16 protein-coding genes are annotated in these 16,655 nt (G+C 65.5%); 8 read left to right on the top strand and 8 right to left on the bottom strand.

What is annotated here, in order from left to right; translation table 11 throughout:
* Positions 1-148 precede the first annotated feature (148 nt).
* Both ATL42_RS01160 and ATL42_RS01155 read left to right on the top strand, forming a co-directional pair.
* Complete coding sequence (locus ATL42_RS01160) at positions 149-421, top strand: SHOCT domain-containing protein (protein ID WP_098453783.1); 273 nt, start codon at positions 149-151, stop codon at positions 419-421.
* Between the two features lie 2 nt (positions 422-423).
* Positions 424-1,854 (top strand): multicopper oxidase family protein, encoded by a 1,431-nt coding sequence (locus ATL42_RS01155; RefSeq protein ID WP_098453782.1) that lies wholly within the window; start codon positions 424-426, stop codon positions 1,852-1,854.
* A 198-nt stretch (positions 1,855-2,052) separates the two neighbouring features.
* On the opposite strand, the gene ATL42_RS01150 is transcribed toward ATL42_RS01155, so the two are convergent.
* From ATL42_RS01150 to ATL42_RS01140, 3 genes are read right to left on the bottom strand one after another with little or no spacing between them, the layout of a single operon-like run.
* Complete coding sequence (locus ATL42_RS01150) at positions 2,053-2,679, bottom strand: peroxiredoxin family protein (RefSeq protein ID WP_098453781.1); 627 nt, start codon at positions 2,677-2,679, stop codon at positions 2,053-2,055.
* Entirely contained in the window at positions 2,676-3,623 is a 948-nt protein-coding gene (locus ATL42_RS01145) for a cytochrome c biogenesis CcdA family protein (protein WP_098456233.1), read from the bottom strand. Before ATL42_RS01145 ends, ATL42_RS01150 begins: the two co-directional genes overlap by 4 nt.
* Before the next feature lie 2 nt (positions 3,624-3,625).
* Complete coding sequence (locus ATL42_RS01140; protein WP_098453780.1) at positions 3,626-3,925, bottom strand: glutaredoxin; 300 nt, start codon at positions 3,923-3,925, stop codon at positions 3,626-3,628.
* A gap of 149 nt (positions 3,926-4,074) precedes the next feature.
* Between ATL42_RS01140 and ATL42_RS01135 the strand changes: the two genes are divergently transcribed.
* The 5 genes from ATL42_RS01135 (at position 4,075) to ATL42_RS01115 (ending at position 8,469) form a co-directional block, all read left to right on the top strand.
* A complete protein-coding gene (locus tag ATL42_RS01135) occupies positions 4,075-4,800 on the top strand; it encodes a response regulator transcription factor (protein WP_098453779.1) in 726 nt (241 codons plus the stop codon).
* On the top strand, positions 4,797-5,945 hold the full coding sequence (locus ATL42_RS01130) for a sensor histidine kinase (protein WP_245861952.1): 1,149 nt from the start codon (positions 4,797-4,799) through the stop codon (positions 5,943-5,945). Before ATL42_RS01135 ends, ATL42_RS01130 begins: the two co-directional genes overlap by 4 nt.
* Positions 5,946-6,389: 444 nt before the next feature.
* Complete coding sequence (locus tag ATL42_RS01125) at positions 6,390-7,004, top strand: DUF305 domain-containing protein (RefSeq protein ID WP_245861948.1); 615 nt, start codon at positions 6,390-6,392, stop codon at positions 7,002-7,004.
* A gap of 74 nt (positions 7,005-7,078) precedes the next feature.
* Positions 7,079-7,420 (top strand): ArsR/SmtB family transcription factor, encoded by a 342-nt coding sequence (locus ATL42_RS01120; protein WP_245861945.1) that lies wholly within the window; start codon positions 7,079-7,081, stop codon positions 7,418-7,420.
* Entirely contained in the window at positions 7,417-8,469 is a 1,053-nt protein-coding gene (locus ATL42_RS01115; RefSeq protein WP_098453776.1) for a cation diffusion facilitator family transporter, read from the top strand. Before ATL42_RS01120 ends, ATL42_RS01115 begins: the two co-directional genes overlap by 4 nt.
* A gap of 280 nt (positions 8,470-8,749) precedes the next feature.
* Here ATL42_RS01115 and ATL42_RS01110 read toward each other — a convergent pair whose 3' ends face one another.
* From ATL42_RS01110 to ATL42_RS01090, 4 genes are all read right to left on the bottom strand, one after another.
* On the bottom strand, positions 8,750-9,706 hold the full coding sequence (locus ATL42_RS01110) for an alpha-amylase family glycosyl hydrolase (RefSeq protein WP_281254257.1): 957 nt from the start codon (positions 9,704-9,706) through the stop codon (positions 8,750-8,752).
* A 28-nt stretch (positions 9,707-9,734) separates the two neighbouring features.
* Entirely contained in the window at positions 9,735-10,811 is a 1,077-nt protein-coding gene (locus ATL42_RS01105; RefSeq protein WP_281254311.1) for an ISAs1 family transposase, read from the bottom strand.
* 1,154 nt (positions 10,812-11,965) lie between these two features.
* Positions 11,966-13,159: an MFS transporter gene (locus ATL42_RS01095; RefSeq protein ID WP_143556666.1), complete on the bottom strand. Its 1,194-nt coding sequence runs from the start codon at positions 13,157-13,159 to the stop codon at positions 11,966-11,968.
* Positions 13,160-13,364: 205 nt separating this feature from the next.
* On the bottom strand, positions 13,365-14,543 hold the full coding sequence (locus ATL42_RS01090; protein WP_245861937.1) for an alpha-amylase family glycosyl hydrolase: 1,179 nt from the start codon (positions 14,541-14,543) through the stop codon (positions 13,365-13,367).
* Positions 14,544-14,819: 276 nt separating this feature from the next.
* Between ATL42_RS01090 and ATL42_RS01085 the strand changes: the two genes are divergently transcribed.
* Positions 14,820-15,317, top strand: a complete 498-nt coding sequence (locus ATL42_RS01085; RefSeq protein WP_098453772.1) for a hypothetical protein — start codon at positions 14,820-14,822, stop codon at positions 15,315-15,317.
* 6 nt (positions 15,318-15,323) lie between these two features.
* Here ATL42_RS01085 and ATL42_RS01080 read toward each other — a convergent pair whose 3' ends face one another.
* Positions 15,324-16,634 (bottom strand): ISL3 family transposase, encoded by a 1,311-nt coding sequence (locus ATL42_RS01080; RefSeq protein ID WP_098453752.1) that lies wholly within the window; start codon positions 16,632-16,634, stop codon positions 15,324-15,326.
* Positions 16,635-16,655: the final 21 nt, after the last annotated feature.

Genomic DNA, 16,655 nt, shown 5'->3' with positions numbered 1-16,655 from the left:
AGTCCCATGAAGATCGCATGAAGATCATGCACGTCGGCCTACGAGGCCCGCCCATGAGACCTCCACAGGTCTACGGTGAAGACATACCCCCTGCGGTATAGGCTGCGGACTCTCCTCACGCCGAACGACGTCGGACAGGAAGTGGGACATGGGCAACGGATATGGGATGAACGGCGGAATGGGCTGGGGTTGGATCTTCGGTCTCCTCGCGATCGTGGGTGTCACGCTGCTCGTCATCCTGGCCGTCCGATTCATCGGTGGCGGCGTCCGACGCGGCCCAGACGCGTCCGCGGCACCTCTAGTCAAACCGACCCCCTCCGGGCACGAGCGCCCCCGCCAGATTCTGGCCGAGAGGTACGCCCGCGGGGAGATCGACACGACCGAGTACCGCGAGCGCCTCGAGCACCTTCAGGACGAGTAACCGTGGAACCGATCAGTCGCCGCCACGCGGTCCGGCTCGGGGCGCTGGGCGTGGCCGGGGTCGTGATCGGCGCCGCTGGGCTGTCGCAGACGCGCACCCCGACTCCACCGCGGATCGGCGGGCATGCATTCGTCGAGCCGAGCGTACTGAGCAGCCGTGACCAGACCTTGCGAGTAGAGATGGAGACTGCCGAGCGTGAGGTCACCCTAGCCGGGAGACGCGCCACCGTCTTGAGCTTCAACGGCACTGTGCCTGGACCGACCCTGCGACTGCAGCCCGGCGACCGGCTGCAGGTCGCCATGACCAACAACCTCTCCACCTCGACGAACCTGCACGTCCATGGACTGCATGTGAGCCCGCAAGGCGCGAGCGACAACCCGTTCGTCAACATCGCCCCGGGCGAGACGTACGAGTACGACTTCCAGATCCCGATCGACCACCCGACGGGCACGTTCTGGTATCATCCGCACCTGCACGGATCGGTTGCAGACCAGGTCTTCGGTGGCCTGTACGGAGCGATCGTCATAGCTGGCGAGGACGAGCCCCCAAGCACCCGAGAACGCCTTCTGATCGTCTCGGACATCACCCTCGACAGTGCTGGCCGTGTTCCGGAAGCATCCCCGGGGGCCGTGATGATGGGCCGTGAAGGCGACCTCGTCCTCGTCAACGGCCAGATCAGCCCGCAGCTGGTTGCGCGGCCGGGAGAACGGGAACGGTGGCGGGTGGTCAATACCTGCACGTCACGCTACCTTCGCCTGGAGCTCCCAGGTCAGCACCTCCAGCTCCTCGGCCTGGATGTCGATGCCGGAGGCCGCCCGCGCGATATCGAGAGTGTTCTGCTCGCACCGGGAAATCGCGCGGACCTCCTGGTCACGGCGCAGGGAGGAACGAGCGTGCTCCGCACCGTGGCATACGACCGCGGGTCTACCGGAATGGGGATGATGGACAGTCCCTCTGGACCATCGGGCGCGGTCACGCTCGCGACGCTGTCCGTCACCGGGACCGCAGCGTCGCGCTCACTCGACCTACCTGAGCGACCGATTCCGGTCGACCTCCGCGGGGATGAGCCGTCGCAGCGGCGAGTGCTCACCCTCGGCGCCGGGATGGGCATGCGCTTCACGATCGACGGCAAGGAGTTCGATCACCACCGCACGGATACCGCGGTGCTCGCCGGCGCCGTGGAGGAATGGACCATCCGCAACACATCTCCGATGGACCACCCTTTCCACCTGCACGTATGGCCGATGCAGGTGATCGAGCAGGACGGCTCCCGAGTCACGGAACCGACCTGGCGCGACGTCGTCAACGTCCCAGCCGGCGGCCAGACCGTCGTGCGGGTCGCGTTCAACGACTACACCGGGCGTACCGTCTACCACTGCCACATCCTCGACCACGAGGACGCGGGGATGATGGGCGTCGTCGAGGTCGCCTGAGGCCGTCGACGGCGCGAGGCCCTCGTCCCAGACCAAGGACATGCTGCTCTCCTCGACGCCAGGCCTGACGAGCAAGGTCTCGCCCTCCCCCCTCCGGCACGCGGGGCGCAGACCACGGATGCACCGCCCTACCGATGGACGGCACACCCACGCACCAGCGCAGAACCGCAGTCGCGGCCCGCCCCCACCAGCGGTACGTCACAGCCGGCTGGTGACCTCCTCGAGAAGTGCGTCCGGCTCAAGCCACATCGAAGGATAGTTGCCGTACCACCTCTGTACGCCTTCGGCGTCGATCAGGATGAATCCGTGACCGGGAAGGCCCTCGTGCATCCCTGTTCCGAGGGTGCCGTATGCCTCGGAGACTGTTCCGTCGTCGATGAGGAACGGAGCGGTCACCCCGAGCCTGGCACGCTCCGCATTGATCTGCTCAGCGGAGTTCATGACGATCGGCAGGACCGTGATGCCCGCCTCGGCGAACGCTGGATTCTGCTCGATCTTCTGCATCTGCAACAGGCACGCGTCGCACCCGGCGCCCTCGTTGAAGTAGAGCACGACGGGCGCACCTCGGTAGTCGGCGAGCGACACCACGGATCCGTCGGATGCAGGCAGCGTGAAGTCGGGCGCCCGACGTGTGTCGACAGACTCGGTAGGGCCGGCGTTGAGGAGTGCCAGGGTGACGACGGTCGCGATGACCAGCAGCGCGGCACCCCACAGTGCCCAGCTGCGCCGCTGGCGGTGACGTGTTTTGGCTTCCTGCATCACCTGGATCTCGTGGAGGGCATGCTGGCGTTCGTCAAGTCGTCGTGTGGCGCTGGCGGAGGTCATCGGGAGATCTCTTCCTCGGTCGAGATGGCATGGCACGTTGGCACCGCGTCGGCGGCCTCCGGCGTGCTCGGGGTACGGAGGGCGCGTCGGCTTCCGGTGAGCGTCGCCCACACGAACACGCTGGCGACGGCGAGCAAGAGCAGGCCGAGAATGGGCTCAGGTACCGGTGACAACCACTCCTGGACGGATCCGAAGACAGCGGTCAGAGCACGGCTGGCACCGTCCTGGACGGCCGATCCGCCGGTCATCTGTTCACTCCCTGCCAAGGCGATGATGAATCCGCCCATCACTGCAAAGCCCACCGCGACGGCGATGTTGAGCGTGTTCGTGACGAAGTTGCGTCCGGCTATGCGCATCCTGACGACCTTCGCCCGCATGATCTTCTTGTCGCCCAGCTTCGCCTTGTCCCAGACCAGTGCCATGGCGAACAGCGGGAAGACCATCCCGAACACGTAGGCCACACCTAGGGTGAAGCCTCCGATCGGGGAGCCCGACAGCACCGAAAGAGTCATGACCCCGGCGAGGACTGGGGCACAGCAGCTCGAGGCGATACCCGAGAACACACCGAGGGAGAAGAAGCTTGCGGTGTCCCCGCGGCTGGTGTCTGGCGCACGCACGAAGGACGGTAGCGACCACATCCTGCCGGAGAACGCCAAGATCGCCAGGCCGATCATGAGGGCCCCACCAGCGTAGTAGAGCGGTGCGTGGTAACGGGCGATCGCACCCGCCAGCAGGCTCATGCCGAGAGTTATCGGGATCAAGACCAGGCCGAGGCCTGCGGCGAACACGAACGTCAGCGGCAGCAGCCGCCACCGACGGTTCTTCACGGCACCAGCGAGATAGCTCGGCGCAAGGAAGACGATGCAGCAGGGGGCGAACAGCGCGACCCCGCCGGCGAAGAATGCCGCAAGAACGCTTCCGGTGGTCAGCAGCTCGGTACCCACGGTCAGACCGCCCCGGCGATCGGGCACGCTCTAGCGCGGAGCTCGAGCGCTTTCACGAACTTTTTGCGAGGAAGCCGTCCGGAGCTGAAGAAGACACCGTCGAGCAGCACGAGGGGGTTCATCGCCGGGCGGTGTTCGGCGACGAGTCGACGCCCCTCGGGAGAGTCGATCTCGATGCTGCGCACGTCGAGCGAGTACCGCACTGCCAGAACAGCCAGGGCCTCCTCGGCGTCCAGGCAGAAGTGGCACGCCGGTGCGTGCACGACGGTCACCACAAAGGGTGCAGCGGGTTCGGTAGGCACAGACGCTCCTTGAGATGCGGACCAGAGGCCCACAGCCTCACGTCGCGACCCCGAGCTCGTGGTGGTGTCTGCGTCAAGATTCGATGAATGCTCGCCGGTGACCTGCTCCGCTGGTCGGGAACTGGCACAGGCGCGCTCACAATGGAGCGATGGACACACACTTGCCCGTGATCTCAGGGCATCGCGCGGTCGTCGTCGATGATGAGGAGGCTCTGAGCCGCATCGTCGCGGACTACCTTGAGCGCGACGGGTTCGAGACTCATCTGTGCTCCGACGGCGCACGAGCGGTCGAGGTGGTTCGCCAGGTCGACCCTGACGTCGTCGTGCTGGACCTGGGCCTGCCCGGGTTGGACGGGGTCGAGGTGTGCCGCCAGCTGCGCACCTTCTCCGACTGCTACGTCATCATGTTGACCGCTCGCGCAGAGGAGATCGACGTCCTCATCGGCCTGTCGGTGGGCGCGGACGACTACATGACCAAGCCATTCAGCCCACGTGAGCTCGTCGCCCGGATCGGGGCGCTGCAGCGTCGACCCCGCCGGGTGCCTGCGAGCCCCGAGGGGGGCGCAGCCTCACAGGTGATCGAGATCGGCACACTGATGCTCGACGTGGCGGCCCGCGAGGTGCGGGTGGAGGGGGGCCTCGTCGACCTGACGCGCACGGAGTTCGACGTCCTGGCAGCCCTGGCATCGCGACCAGGCATGGTGTTCAGCAGGCGTGTCCTGATCGAGAAGGTCTGGGGCGAGGGATGGGTGGGCGACGAGCACCTCGTCGACGTGCACGTCCTGCACGTGCGTCAAAAGCTCGGTGACAGCGCCGACCGACAGACGTTCGTCCGGACCGTGCGTGGCGTCGGGTACCGCATCGGACCCGGATGATGATCCGCTCTCGGCCGCCCGCTTCGGCTCTGCGGGGGCTGGCCCCGCGACTTCTGGTCGCCATCATGCTCGTCCTGGCCACGGGTGCGGTCACAGCCTGGGTGGTCGCCTCGATCATCGGGCCCGCCCTGTTCCACGATCACATGGTGCGCGCTCAGCTGAGCGACCCCGATATGGCCGTGCTGCATGCTGAGGAAGCGTTCCGTTCGGCCAGCACCCTGACTCTGACCTTCGCACTGGCTGCCGCGGGCCTTGCATCGATGATGGTCTCAATACTCTTAGCGCGCCGAATCTCTCGTTCCCTGGCAGCGTTTTCCTCGACGGCCGCGGACGTCGGGATGGGCCTGTACGCATCGCGCATCTCACCGCCGGGCATCGGCACCGAGTTCGACACCGTCGCGGCATCGTTCAACCAGATGGCCGAACGGCTACAGGACAGCGAACGGCTTCGAGGACGCCTCATGGCAGACGTCGCGCACGAGGTGCGCACACCCGTCGCAACCATCAGCGCCTACCTCGAAGCACTCGAGGACGGCATCCAGACCCTCGACGAAGCCACGACCGCCGTTCTGCGCGAGCAGGCCGCCCGCCTGACCCGCTTGTCGCTAGACCTGTCTGCCGTCACCCGCGCGGAGAGCGGAGACCTGACTCTCGAGCGTGCACCCGTCGACCCTCGCGACCTGGTGGCCGCTGCTCTCAGTGCGGGTCGTGAACCCGCGGCAGCGCAGTCCGTGCACCTCGTGAGCGACGTCGACGAGGACCTGCCCCAGATCCATGTCGACCGCCTCCGGATGGCGCAGATCCTCGACAACCTCGTCGCGAACGCGATCCGACACACGCCTCCGGGTGGGATCGTCACCGTTCATGCCTCCAGGGCCCCCGCCGGCTGCATCAGATTCTCTGTGCGCGACACAGGCGAAGGCATCGCTCCAGAGCATCTACCGCACCTCTTCGAGCGCTTCTACCGCGCGGACACCGCACGCGACCGGGCCCATGGCGGATCCGGGATCGGTCTGGCGATCTCGCAAGCACTGACCGCCGCCCACGGTGGAAGGATCACCGCGGCGAGCGCAGGTCCGGGAACAGGCAGCGAGTTCAGCTTTACCTTGCCGGGGGGACAGAGCCGGTTGATCGACTCACCATAGAGAACCGCAGGACCGCTTCACCGGCTAGGTGGCACCGGCGCATCCGTGACGCCGTGGGAATCGACCTGGCCCCTCGTCGCTCGACGGTTCGCTGAGGTACTCGTCAATCTCGTCACAGCCGACTTCAGAGTCCAGTCACTGCGCAGCGTGACGCCCACCGCACACCACGGATGCCGTCACGACCTCGCTCCATCCCGTATCCGTCGCACCGTGGAGCGTGCCCTGGGACCCAGGGTTCCTCACAGGGGACTTTCTCGGCCCTCTTCAGATCGCAGTTCTTGATGAGCTCGGCGAACGGCCAGGCAGATCGCCGGAGACCTCTGGCCTTCCCTGCAGCCGCCGTGCGCCCTCGGACGAATCCTGCCTAGGCTGGAAGGACCTCTTTGCGGTCTGCACAAGCCTCGCTCTCGCAGCCGCTCAAACCACCGACGACGGAGGCTCGCGATGAAGACGACCGAGATGCTGCCAGCAGGACACCCGCGAGACAGGGACAACGCGCGGCCGCAGCAGCCCCAGCACGGCCACCAGGGCACCGGAAGCTCCCGGAGGATGTACCTGCGGTTCGGCGCCATGATCGCGACCTCGACCATGGTCATGTTCGCCCTGACATACACCAACACCTTCGCCCTGGCGCACGTGCGTTGGAGCGAGGAACGCGTCTACATGGCCCTGCTCATGGGTTCGGCGATGACGATCATCATGCTCGGTTTCATGGCCTCGATGATGTACAAGAACAACAAGCTCAACGCCGCGATCCTGGTCGGGGCTCTCGTCATGGGCGGGGCCACACTGTGGCTGTCGAGGTCGCAGTCCTTCGTCGACGATCGCGCGTACATGAAGGGCATGATCCCCCACCACTCCATCGCGATCCTGACCAGCGAGCGCGCCGACATCGACGACGTCCGTGTCCGCGAGCTCGCCGACGAGATCATCGAGGCTCAGCGCCGCGAGATCGCGGAGATGGACTGGCTCATCGACGACATCGAGAAGAACGGGTCCGCCACAACCACCGAAGAAGCCGACCACCGGCCGGTACCCGACTTCGAAACCACCCCATGACGGCGGCACGTTGACCGACCTTCACCACTTCCCGACGAGTGTGCAACCATATTCGCATGCGTGAAGATACGAGAATGTGTGGACTCTCGCCCGACTCGCCCTACATCGACCTGGCGGTCGAGGTCTTCGCGATGCTCGCCGACGCGACCCGGGTCCGGATCGTCCTCGCGCTCTGTGAGGGGGAGCTGTCCGTCGGCGAGCTGGCCGAAGCGGTCGGCAAGTCCCCGACCGCGGTGTCTCAGCACCTAGCCAAGCTCCGGCTGGCCCGCATTGTCAGCACACGCCAGGACGGCAACCGGGTGTTCTACGCCCTGGCGGCCGAACATGCCCGCCAGCTGGTCAGCGACGCGATCTTCCAGGCAGAGCATGCCGTCGACAATCACCCCCGCCACCACCATCCCCAGGACCCCGCGTGACCCCCCAGGCTGACCACCGTGACAGTCAGGTCACCGTTCATCGGCACCCAGCGCACGACCACCCGGAAGCCCACGACCACCCCGCCGGATTCCGGGGTTGGCTGCACGAGGTCTTCGTCCCACACAGCCACGATGCCGCCGACTCGATCGACGACGCGCTGGAAGCCAGCGCTCAGGGCATCCGCACGGTCAAGATCAGTCTCGTCGTCCTGGGCACCACGGCCGTGGCGCAGCTGGGGATCGTCGCGATCAGCGGGTCCGTGGCTCTGCTCGCCGACACGATCCACAATTTCTCGGATGCGTTGACTGCTGTGCCGCTGTGGGTCGCGTTCGCACTCAGCCGTCGCGCCGCCACCCGGAGCTACACCCACGGGTTCGGACGAGCCGAGGACCTGGCGGGCCTGTTCATCGTCGCGATGATCGCCCTGTCCGCGATCGTGGCTGGTGTGGAATCCGTCCGCCGCCTCGCCGACCCCACGCCCCTGACCAACCTCGGGTGGGTGCTCGCCGCCGGTGTTATCGGGTTCGCCGGAAACGAAGCCGTTGCCCTCTATCGGATCCGCACTGGTCGTCGGATTGGCTCTGCCGCTCTGGTCGCGGACGGGATGCATGCCCGCGCCGACGGTTTCACCTCCCTCGCCGTGGTCCTGGGCGTGGCAGGCGTCTGGGCCGGCTTCCCCCAGGCGGACCCGATCATCGGCCTGCTCATCACCGCAGCGATCCTCACCCTGCTCTGGAGCACCGCCCGCGACGTGGGGCGCCGCCTGCTGGACGGCGTCGACCCTGCCCTCACTGAGCGCGCCCAACACGCCTTCGAGCACGTCGAAGGTGTTGAAGACGTTCACGACGTGCGGCTGCGCTGGAGCGGCCATCGACTCAACGCCCAGGCAACCCTCACGCTGGACCGGACCGCAACCCTCATCGCGGCCGACACGATCCGCATCCGTGCCTCGGAAGAGCTGCGCCAGGCCCTGCACAGCCTGGGTCACGTGGACCTCACGGTCCGCGCGGCCAGCACGCACCCCGGTCCGCGGGCCGTCGATCAGTGAAACCTTGCGGGGACAATGGTCTCGAATCTCTCACCCGCCTGCCGCACCGAAAGACGGCACGAGTCGCACCGGCTGCGCCGTAGCCGGTGGCGACCTGGCGCGGCTCCCTCAAGCGGCAGGTCGAAGGACTCATGGCCGTCGGCGTGCACAGCCCAGGGCTGGCGAAACGGCCGACTGGTGGTGGTCGATCCGAACACGCTCGCCGCCGCGCACCTGCGTAGTGGATCCAGGTCGCGAGCTGGGCGTGAAGCCGCTGACCGATCAGAGGCTGGTACCGGGGTCAGCCGTCGTAGGAGAAGAGCACGGTGCCGGCGTCGTCTCTCACGAGGGCGTGATGTCCGTCGGTGATGTCGAGCTCGACGTGCAGCGCCCCGGGGCCCGTGGCCGGGCGTGCTGTGTAGGCGTAGCGAGTGTTGCTGAGGTGGGTGGTCGTGGTCGTCGAGCGGACGAGCCACGGGTTGCGACGGCGGAGACCGATCAGCTGCTGGTGGGTGCGGAGCATCTCAGCTCCCCAAGGAGCGAGGTCCGCGGGAGACTGCGGCATCGCGGGACGGACGGCGTCGTCTCCGCCTGCGCGGTCCTCCTTGGTGCCGGTGAACGCCTGCTCGTCCCCGTAGTAGATGGACGGGATCCCGGCTACGGTCATGAGCACGACCAGCGCGAGGACGCCCCCGTGGGGTCCGGCTGACGTCGCGATGCGTGTTACGTCGTGGTTGCCGACAAAGGTGGCTGGTAGCTGGGTGCTCGCGAACTCGCTGTGCCGAGCGAGCGTCCAGTCGAGCTCGAAGTAGTTGCGGTCGGCAAGACTGCTCCAGAGCGCTTTCCACAGCTCGTACTGCGTGATCGAGTCGATGCCTGTGTCGGCGGCGATCGTCGCATAGTCGCCGTGGATGACCTCACCGAGGAACCACGCCTCGGGGTGCACAGCACGGACGGCAGGCAGCACCTCGGCCCAGAACCGTGAGGGCACCGCATAGGCGGCGTCGAGCCGCCACCCGTCGACACCGCGGGCGAGCCACCTCGTCATGACGTCGATGACGTACTCCGCGACAGCGGGAGAGTCATGATTGAGCGCGACGAGCGATGCATGGCCCTCGAAGTCTCCGAGGAGAGGCTTGCTCGGATCGGACCAGTCGATGCGGAAGAAGTCAGCGTATTCCCCGGCTGGACCTTCGCTCAGCGCGCGACCCAACCATGGGTGGCCGGCTCCGACGTGATTGAACACCCCGTCGAGCACCAGGGCAGGGCCCCGGAAAGGTCGCGTCTTAGCAGGTCAGGGCGCATGTGATGGCTTTGTCGGGGTTGCGGGCGTGGTGGCGTAGGGCGGTGGCGATGCTGGTCCAGCCGGCTAGGCGCAGGATGCTGATGGCTGTGTTGCGGAGCGTGGCCATGACGCGCGGGGCGCCTGCGGTGCGGACTTGGGAGTGGTCCTCGTCGAAGGTGACGTCACGGACCCAGTGCAGGCGGTTCTCGATGCCCCAGTGCCCCTGGATCCAGGCGGCCAGCACGTCGGGTGGTGCGTCCTGATGGGTCGCGGAGGTGATGAGGTAGACGACCTCGATGGTCTTCTTCCCTGCTCGGGTCACGGTGCGTCGCAGCTGAGCGACCTGGGCGATGCCGGTGAACTCGGGCCAGCCCGGCAGGGTTGGGATGTCGATGACCTTGATGGTCCGTCTGGCTTGGCGACCGTGCCCGGCCTTGGTGCTGGTGGCACCGACGGGGACGGCGTGCCAGGGCAGCGTCTTCAGGGCTTTCAACAGCAGGGGCTGGTTGCCTTTGACGGTGAAGACGTAGTCCGCGCCCGCCGCCACGATCGTCTTCGCGGTCTCGTCCAGCGTATGCATCGCATCAACAGTGATGACGCATCCGTGCAGGTCAGAGGGATCGAAACCGGCCAGGAGGTCCCGGACGGCGGGGATCTCGTTCGACTTCACAGGCACGGCGTTCTGCCCCAGAACGACGCCGGTGGTGTGATCCAGGGCGGCAATCAGATGCGGTGCTGTGGCGCCGGCGGTCCTCGCCCCGCGCACCGTCTTGCCGTCGATCGCGATCACCCGACGGCCCCCGACCTGAGCGGTCCTGCACCAGGTGAGCACCGCGAGGTGACGGTCCAGTACGTCAGCGTCCAGGCGGGCGAACAGCTTGCGCATCGTGGACTCCACCGGAGCACGCTCCAGCCCGAGGCGGTCCAGCTGCTCCACGTTCAGGTCCAGGGCCCATTCCCCGATCGCAGTGAACGACCGGGCACCAGCCAGGACCGCGCACACCGCGACCGCCAAGAGGCCAGCCAACGGGTAACGCATCCCGCGCCGGTCACGAGGATCAGGGACCTGGCCCAACACGCCGAGAAGGTCATGGTCGAGATGACGACCGGAGGCAGGGGTGATCTGGGAAGATGACACGAGCGGATGGGGTCCTTGCGCGAGAGGGTGAGCGTCAGAACTTCCATCTCAGCCCACGGGCCCCATCCGCCCCACACGCCACGCCGGTCATACCACCACAAAACTCCAGGTCACAGCCCTACACACCGACCTTTCCGGAGCCCTGCCCCACCACCCGGCATGTCACCAACGTCATGACCCACAACAACTAGACAAGTCTCCACCCATTCAAATCTACCAATCAGGGCACACCAGCACTCGAGAGCAGTCTCATCAGCCGCCCTTCGGGACCACACCCTGGATTGCGAAGAGTCAGATCGTTGCACTTCTGAGGCTGATCCGCAGGTGTTTGTTCTATAAAAAGAAGGAGTGATTTTCAGTGACTAGCCCTGATTGGGGAGCGATCTTTGCGCGCTCCGTGCTGCCCACACTGCTAGATACCACATTTCTTATGATCGCTATCCAGGCATCACGTGGTGAGAGAAGTTCCGTCGCGGGCATTCAACTACCGGCTCTCATGAAAAGCGACACCGCTTGGCGCTCAGGACATGCGGCGGCCAGGAGGGCACTAACGCCGATGACTGGAGCAGGAATCGCGATCTTTTCAATTCTTCTTTCAGATTCTTCCGGTCGTGTACGTATCTCTGCTTGGCGCTTGGCTCGTCTTGACAATCGTGTCACTTGTCATGGCTTCGGTAGTGGCTGTCCGGGCGGCGAAAATTAAATGCTTCACCACTGAAAGCGATGCATGAACGAACTTGATGGCTCAAGAGACAAGAGATGGCAAAAATAATACGGCGCCGCCGTCCGGCTACGATCCTTTGAAAGGAGGCACATACTCCACGTTCTCCGAGGCCGCTAGCGATTCTCGCATCTTCTTGCCATGTTGAAGACCATCCAAAATACGTCATGCGTCCCGACCCACTTAGACCATCCCAGCACATCCAACGGACCCACCAAGGCGATCAACGGACGACTCGAACACCTACGCGGCTCCGCCCTGGACTTCCGCGACCTCACCAACAACATCACCAGAGACCCCCTCGAGACCGGCGGCTTCAGAACCCAACTTCACCTCGATTATGATGAGCCCGTTTTGCGGTGACCCTCTCAGATCATGCGCGCGATCGCGGGGAAAAATGCCCAGCCATCGCACCGAGCATCATCGCGACCCCCGCCATCATCACGGTCGCGGCAAGTCCATACTGCTGCACACCCCATCCACCGACAGCGGTGCCCAACGCCCCTCCGACCATCATGGAGCTGGCTACCCACGATTGAGTTTCCGACTCTTCGCCCACGGTCGCGATATCCCCGGCCGCGCCGTAGATCGCCGCGAAGCAAGGGCCGAGAAAAATTCCTACAATGACGCAAGCCACATAGGCAAGATCTGGCACGAGCGCCAAAGCACCTGCAAGGATCAACACCGCACAGGAAATCGCACCCAAAACGACCTCGGGACGCATCAGATTCTTTGTGAGACACGAAGAAACGCCGCCGAGAATAAATCCCCCAATCATGCTAGCGCCAGCAACGATACCGAGCAGCACCCCGCCAGCCACAGTGACCTCCTCGCCCGAACCATATGACGCCAGCACGATCTCTACCGAGCTCACGCCGAAGAAGAAGAACATTGCCGTAGCAAATATTCGGCGCGCAGCCGCTCGCTGCAATGGCCCGGCCCAATGGCCACGCTCACGAGGGCGCAAGGATGAGCCCCTGACCGCACCGCGTAGCGCTAGCGGTACGGAAACAGCCATCAGTCCACCGCAAACGATGAGACTCGCGCTCGGGTGAACTGCGTGAGCGATGACAACAGCAAGTATCGGACCGACCATGAATCCGAGGTCGGCCAAGATCGCGTCCAGTGCGAGAGCGGTGGTGCGTGAGTCACCACTCGTCCGAGCTTGCCACATGACGCGCGTCACTGTTCCGACAGGCGGCATCACCATCGAGACGAACACGGTCAGGCTGAACAGCACAGGTAGCGAGAGCGCCTTCTCGACTGCTCCCAAGAGCACTCCCAAGCCTGCAAGGTGCAGAGCAAGCAAGGGCCACAGTACCGGGCCATATCCGAAACGATCCAGCATCCGGCCACGCAGCGGCGTGGTCATCGACCCTAGTGCCGCACCCGAAGAAACCAAGGCAGCCTCGCCGTAGTCAAAGTGGCTCGAGAGAACAAGAAATAGACTCAAACCATACATACCGGGCTGGAATTTTCCCGCCAGTGCCGCCCAGAACGATCGTCGAATATCGCTTTGGCACAACAGGTCTGAGTACCGGCGAAACGCCTCCGCGATTCCCCTCACGATCTCCCCCCATCATCATTCATTGATGGTCACCGCGACCACCAACGGCACCATCGGTCGACCCCGATGCCTTCCAGCCCCGCCCACCAGGTCGCACTCCGCAAGACGCCACCGCTCATGGTGGAGCGCGATAGCGGGGCGGTCGGTCCCGTCAGAGGCGGTGCGAACGGTGCGAGACCTGTTCACTCCGAGGCTGGTGCAGGGGTCAGCCGTCGTAGGAGAAGACCACGGTGCCGGCGTCGTCTCTCACGAGGGCGTGATGTCCGTCGGTGATGTCGAGCTCGACGTGCAGCGCCCCGGGGCCCGTGGCCGGGCGTGCTGTGTAGGCGTAGCGAGTGTTGCTGAGGTGGGTGGTCGTGGTCGTCGAGCGGACGAGCCACGGGTTGCGACGGCGGAGACCGATCAGCTGCTGGTGGGTGCGGAGCATCTCAGCTCCCCAAGGAGCGAGGTCCGCGGGAGACTGCGGCATCGCGGGACGGACGGCGTCGTCTCCGCCTGCGCGGTCCTCCTTGGTGCCGGTGAACGCCTGCTCGTCCCCGTAGTAGATGGACGGGATCCCGGCTACGGTCATGAGCACGACCAGCGCGAGGACGCCCCCGTGGGGTCCGGCTGACGTCGCGATGCGTGTTACGTCGTGGTTGCCGACAAAGGTGGCTGGTAGCTGGGTGCTCGCGAACTCGCTGTGCCGAGCGAGCGTCCAGTCGAGCTCGAAGTAGTTGCGGTCGGCAAGACTGCTCCAGAGCGCTTTCCACAGCTCGTACTGCGTGATCGAGTCGATGCCTGTGTCGGCGGCGATCGTCGCATAGTCGCCGTGGATGACCTCACCGAGGAACCACGCCTCGGGGTGCACAGCACGGACGGCAGGCAGCACCTCGGCCCAGAACCGTGAGGGCACCGCATAGGCGGCGTCGAGCCGCCACCCGTCGACACCGCGGGCGAGCCACCTCGTCATGACGTCGATGACGTACTCCGCGACAGCGGGAGAGTCATGATTGAGCGCGACGAGCGATGCATGGCCCTCGAAGTCTCCGAGGAGAGGCTTGCTCGGATCGGACCAGTCGATGCGGAAGAAGTCAGCGTATTCCCCGGCTGGACCTTCGCTCAGCGCGCGACCCAACCATGGGTGGCCGGCTCCGACGTGATTGAACACCCCGTCGAGCACGAGCCGGAGCCCTCGCTCCTTGCAAGCGGAGACGAACGTGTCGAAATTGGCGTCGTCACCCAGACGCGGGTCGATCCGGTACTGGTCGATGCTGTCGTAGCCGTGAGTCTCGGACGCGAAGACCGGGCCGAGGACAAGACCTGAGACACCGAGCTCGACGGCGTAGTCGAGCCACGCCTCCAGATGGCCCAGCCGCGGCCGAGCGTCGTGCGCGGTATGCACCGGAGCACCGGTGAATCCCAACGGATAGACATGCCACAAGATATCGTTCTCGAATGAGACCACAAAGCCCCCTGTTCGTAAGATGGGCGGCGAGCAGCAAGGAAATTTTCACCAGATCCCGCGTCAAACCATGCCCGACCATGAGTAGAGTACCCAAGATCACGTATAGGTCAACAGCACCATGATGGAATGCTCTCCTGGCCCTCCTTTTCGTGTTCCGAATACCTACCGAGGCCGACTTGATGTCGTGGCCTCCGAGCGAGGGATGATGGTGCGATGGAGCTCGACGTTCCGGGCACGTTGGTCCGGCTGTTGTTCGTCCGAGCGGCTTGGGACCTCGACGGCCCTCCTGACCTGGAACCCCCGTCGCCCCGTCCACCGACTGGAACATCCACCCGTCCCGACTCCGCTGGTCTCGAGGCCGCGTGGTCGACGCTCTGGCGCGCTGCAGCGCGTGGTGAGCACACGAGCAACGCACCGCCGTGGCAGGCGGTCCTCGGCATGGACGGGCTCGACATGCCTGCCCTACGAGAGTGGTCGAACGCGACACGGCAACGGATCAACACTGAGGTCCTCGGCCAGGGGCGTCCACCACGACGCACCATTCTCGCGAGCAGATCATTGAGCGGGAAGGATGCTGGGCTCTCGTCGATCGTCATCATTCCCGTCGACGGCCCGTACGCGGCACGCGTCGCACCCCACCGACTGGTCGTCTCAGAGACGACCTTTGCCGACGATTCCATGTGGGCCGGGGCCCTCGCCGCCGGGGAGTAAGGCGGCTCATCGCAATCCAGAGTGTAGGAGCGGTCTGAAGCCGCCGGCTTCGAGCAGCGATCTGGCGATGTAGTTCGTCAGGTTCCGGAAGCCGAGGGCCGAGCCGCGCAGGTGCTCGAGACGGCCGTTGATGGCTTCGGTAGGTCCGTTGCTGGTGCCGGGGCGGTCGAAGTAGGCCAGGACGTCGATGGCTCGTTTCTTGAGTGTTCGACCGAGGGTGATGATCTCGGTCAGGGCGGCCGGAACGCCGGAGGTGACCGAGGTGATCAGGGTTTCCATCAGGGCTTTGCCTCTGGCGCGGTCGGGTTCGCGGTAGGCGGTGACCATCGCCTGGTAGATGCCCCAGGTCGCCTCAACCTGAACATGCTCGTCACTGGCGAACAGTGCCGCGATCCGGGCAGTCTGCTTCTGGGTGAGGAGACTGGCGCCGGTGTGCAAGGTCCGGCGGGCGCGGTAGAGCGGGTCGTCTCGGCGGCCGCGGTGGCCGTGCAGGTCGTGCTGAACGCGGCGCCGGCAACGGTCCAAGGCGTCCCCGGCGAGACGGACGACGTGGAACGGATCCATCACCGCGACCGCCTGGGGGAGCTCTTCGGCGGCGGCGGTCTTGAAGCCGGTGAACCCATCCATCGCGACCACTTCGACCCCGTCGCGCCAGTCCTGGGGGCGGCCAGAGAGCCAGGTCTTGAAGACCTGCTTGGAGCGGCCGGCGACCATGTCCAGGAGCCGGGAGGGGCCGGTCCCGCCCCGGATCGGGGTGAGATCAATGATGACGGTCACGTATTTGTCGCCGTGGCGGGTGTGGCGCCAGACGTGCTCATCAACCCCGATCGTCGTCACCGTCTCAAAACGGCGGGGGTCGGCGATCAAGCGACGGCGACCTTCTGCCAAGACGGCCGCGTTGGCGGTGTTCCAAGCGACCGCGAGGCCTTCGGCGATCCGGGCCACCGTGAGGTGCTGGAGGACCAGGCCTTCCAGCGCCCAGCGCAGGCCGCGGCGGGAGATCTTCGAACGCGGCTCGGCCGCGGCGTTGGTGTCTTGGCGCCACACATGAGAGCAGCCCGTGCACTGGTAGCGGCGCACCGTGAGCACGAGCGTGGTCGGCCGCCAACCCAGAGGTTCGTGCGCGAGCTCACGAGTGACACTGTCTCGAAAGATCCCCTCGCACCCGCACCGCCGGCACCAGTTGTCCGGCTCGGTGATCCGGCACGCCAAGACAGCCCGATCAGGCTCCAGGCGCTGCCCGATCGCCTCCAGGCCCAGCTCGTCAAGACGGCAGAATGTGGTCAGATCGGGGCGCGTGAAGGTAGCGTCAGACACGTCGAGGTCTTTCAGGTGGGC

The organism is Sanguibacter antarcticus (genome assembly GCF_002564005.1).
Classification (GTDB): domain Bacteria; phylum Actinomycetota; class Actinomycetes; order Actinomycetales; family Cellulomonadaceae; genus Sanguibacter; species Sanguibacter antarcticus.
Note: the sequence above shows the minus strand (reverse complement) of the source record. Positions and strands in the feature narration are given on the sequence as shown.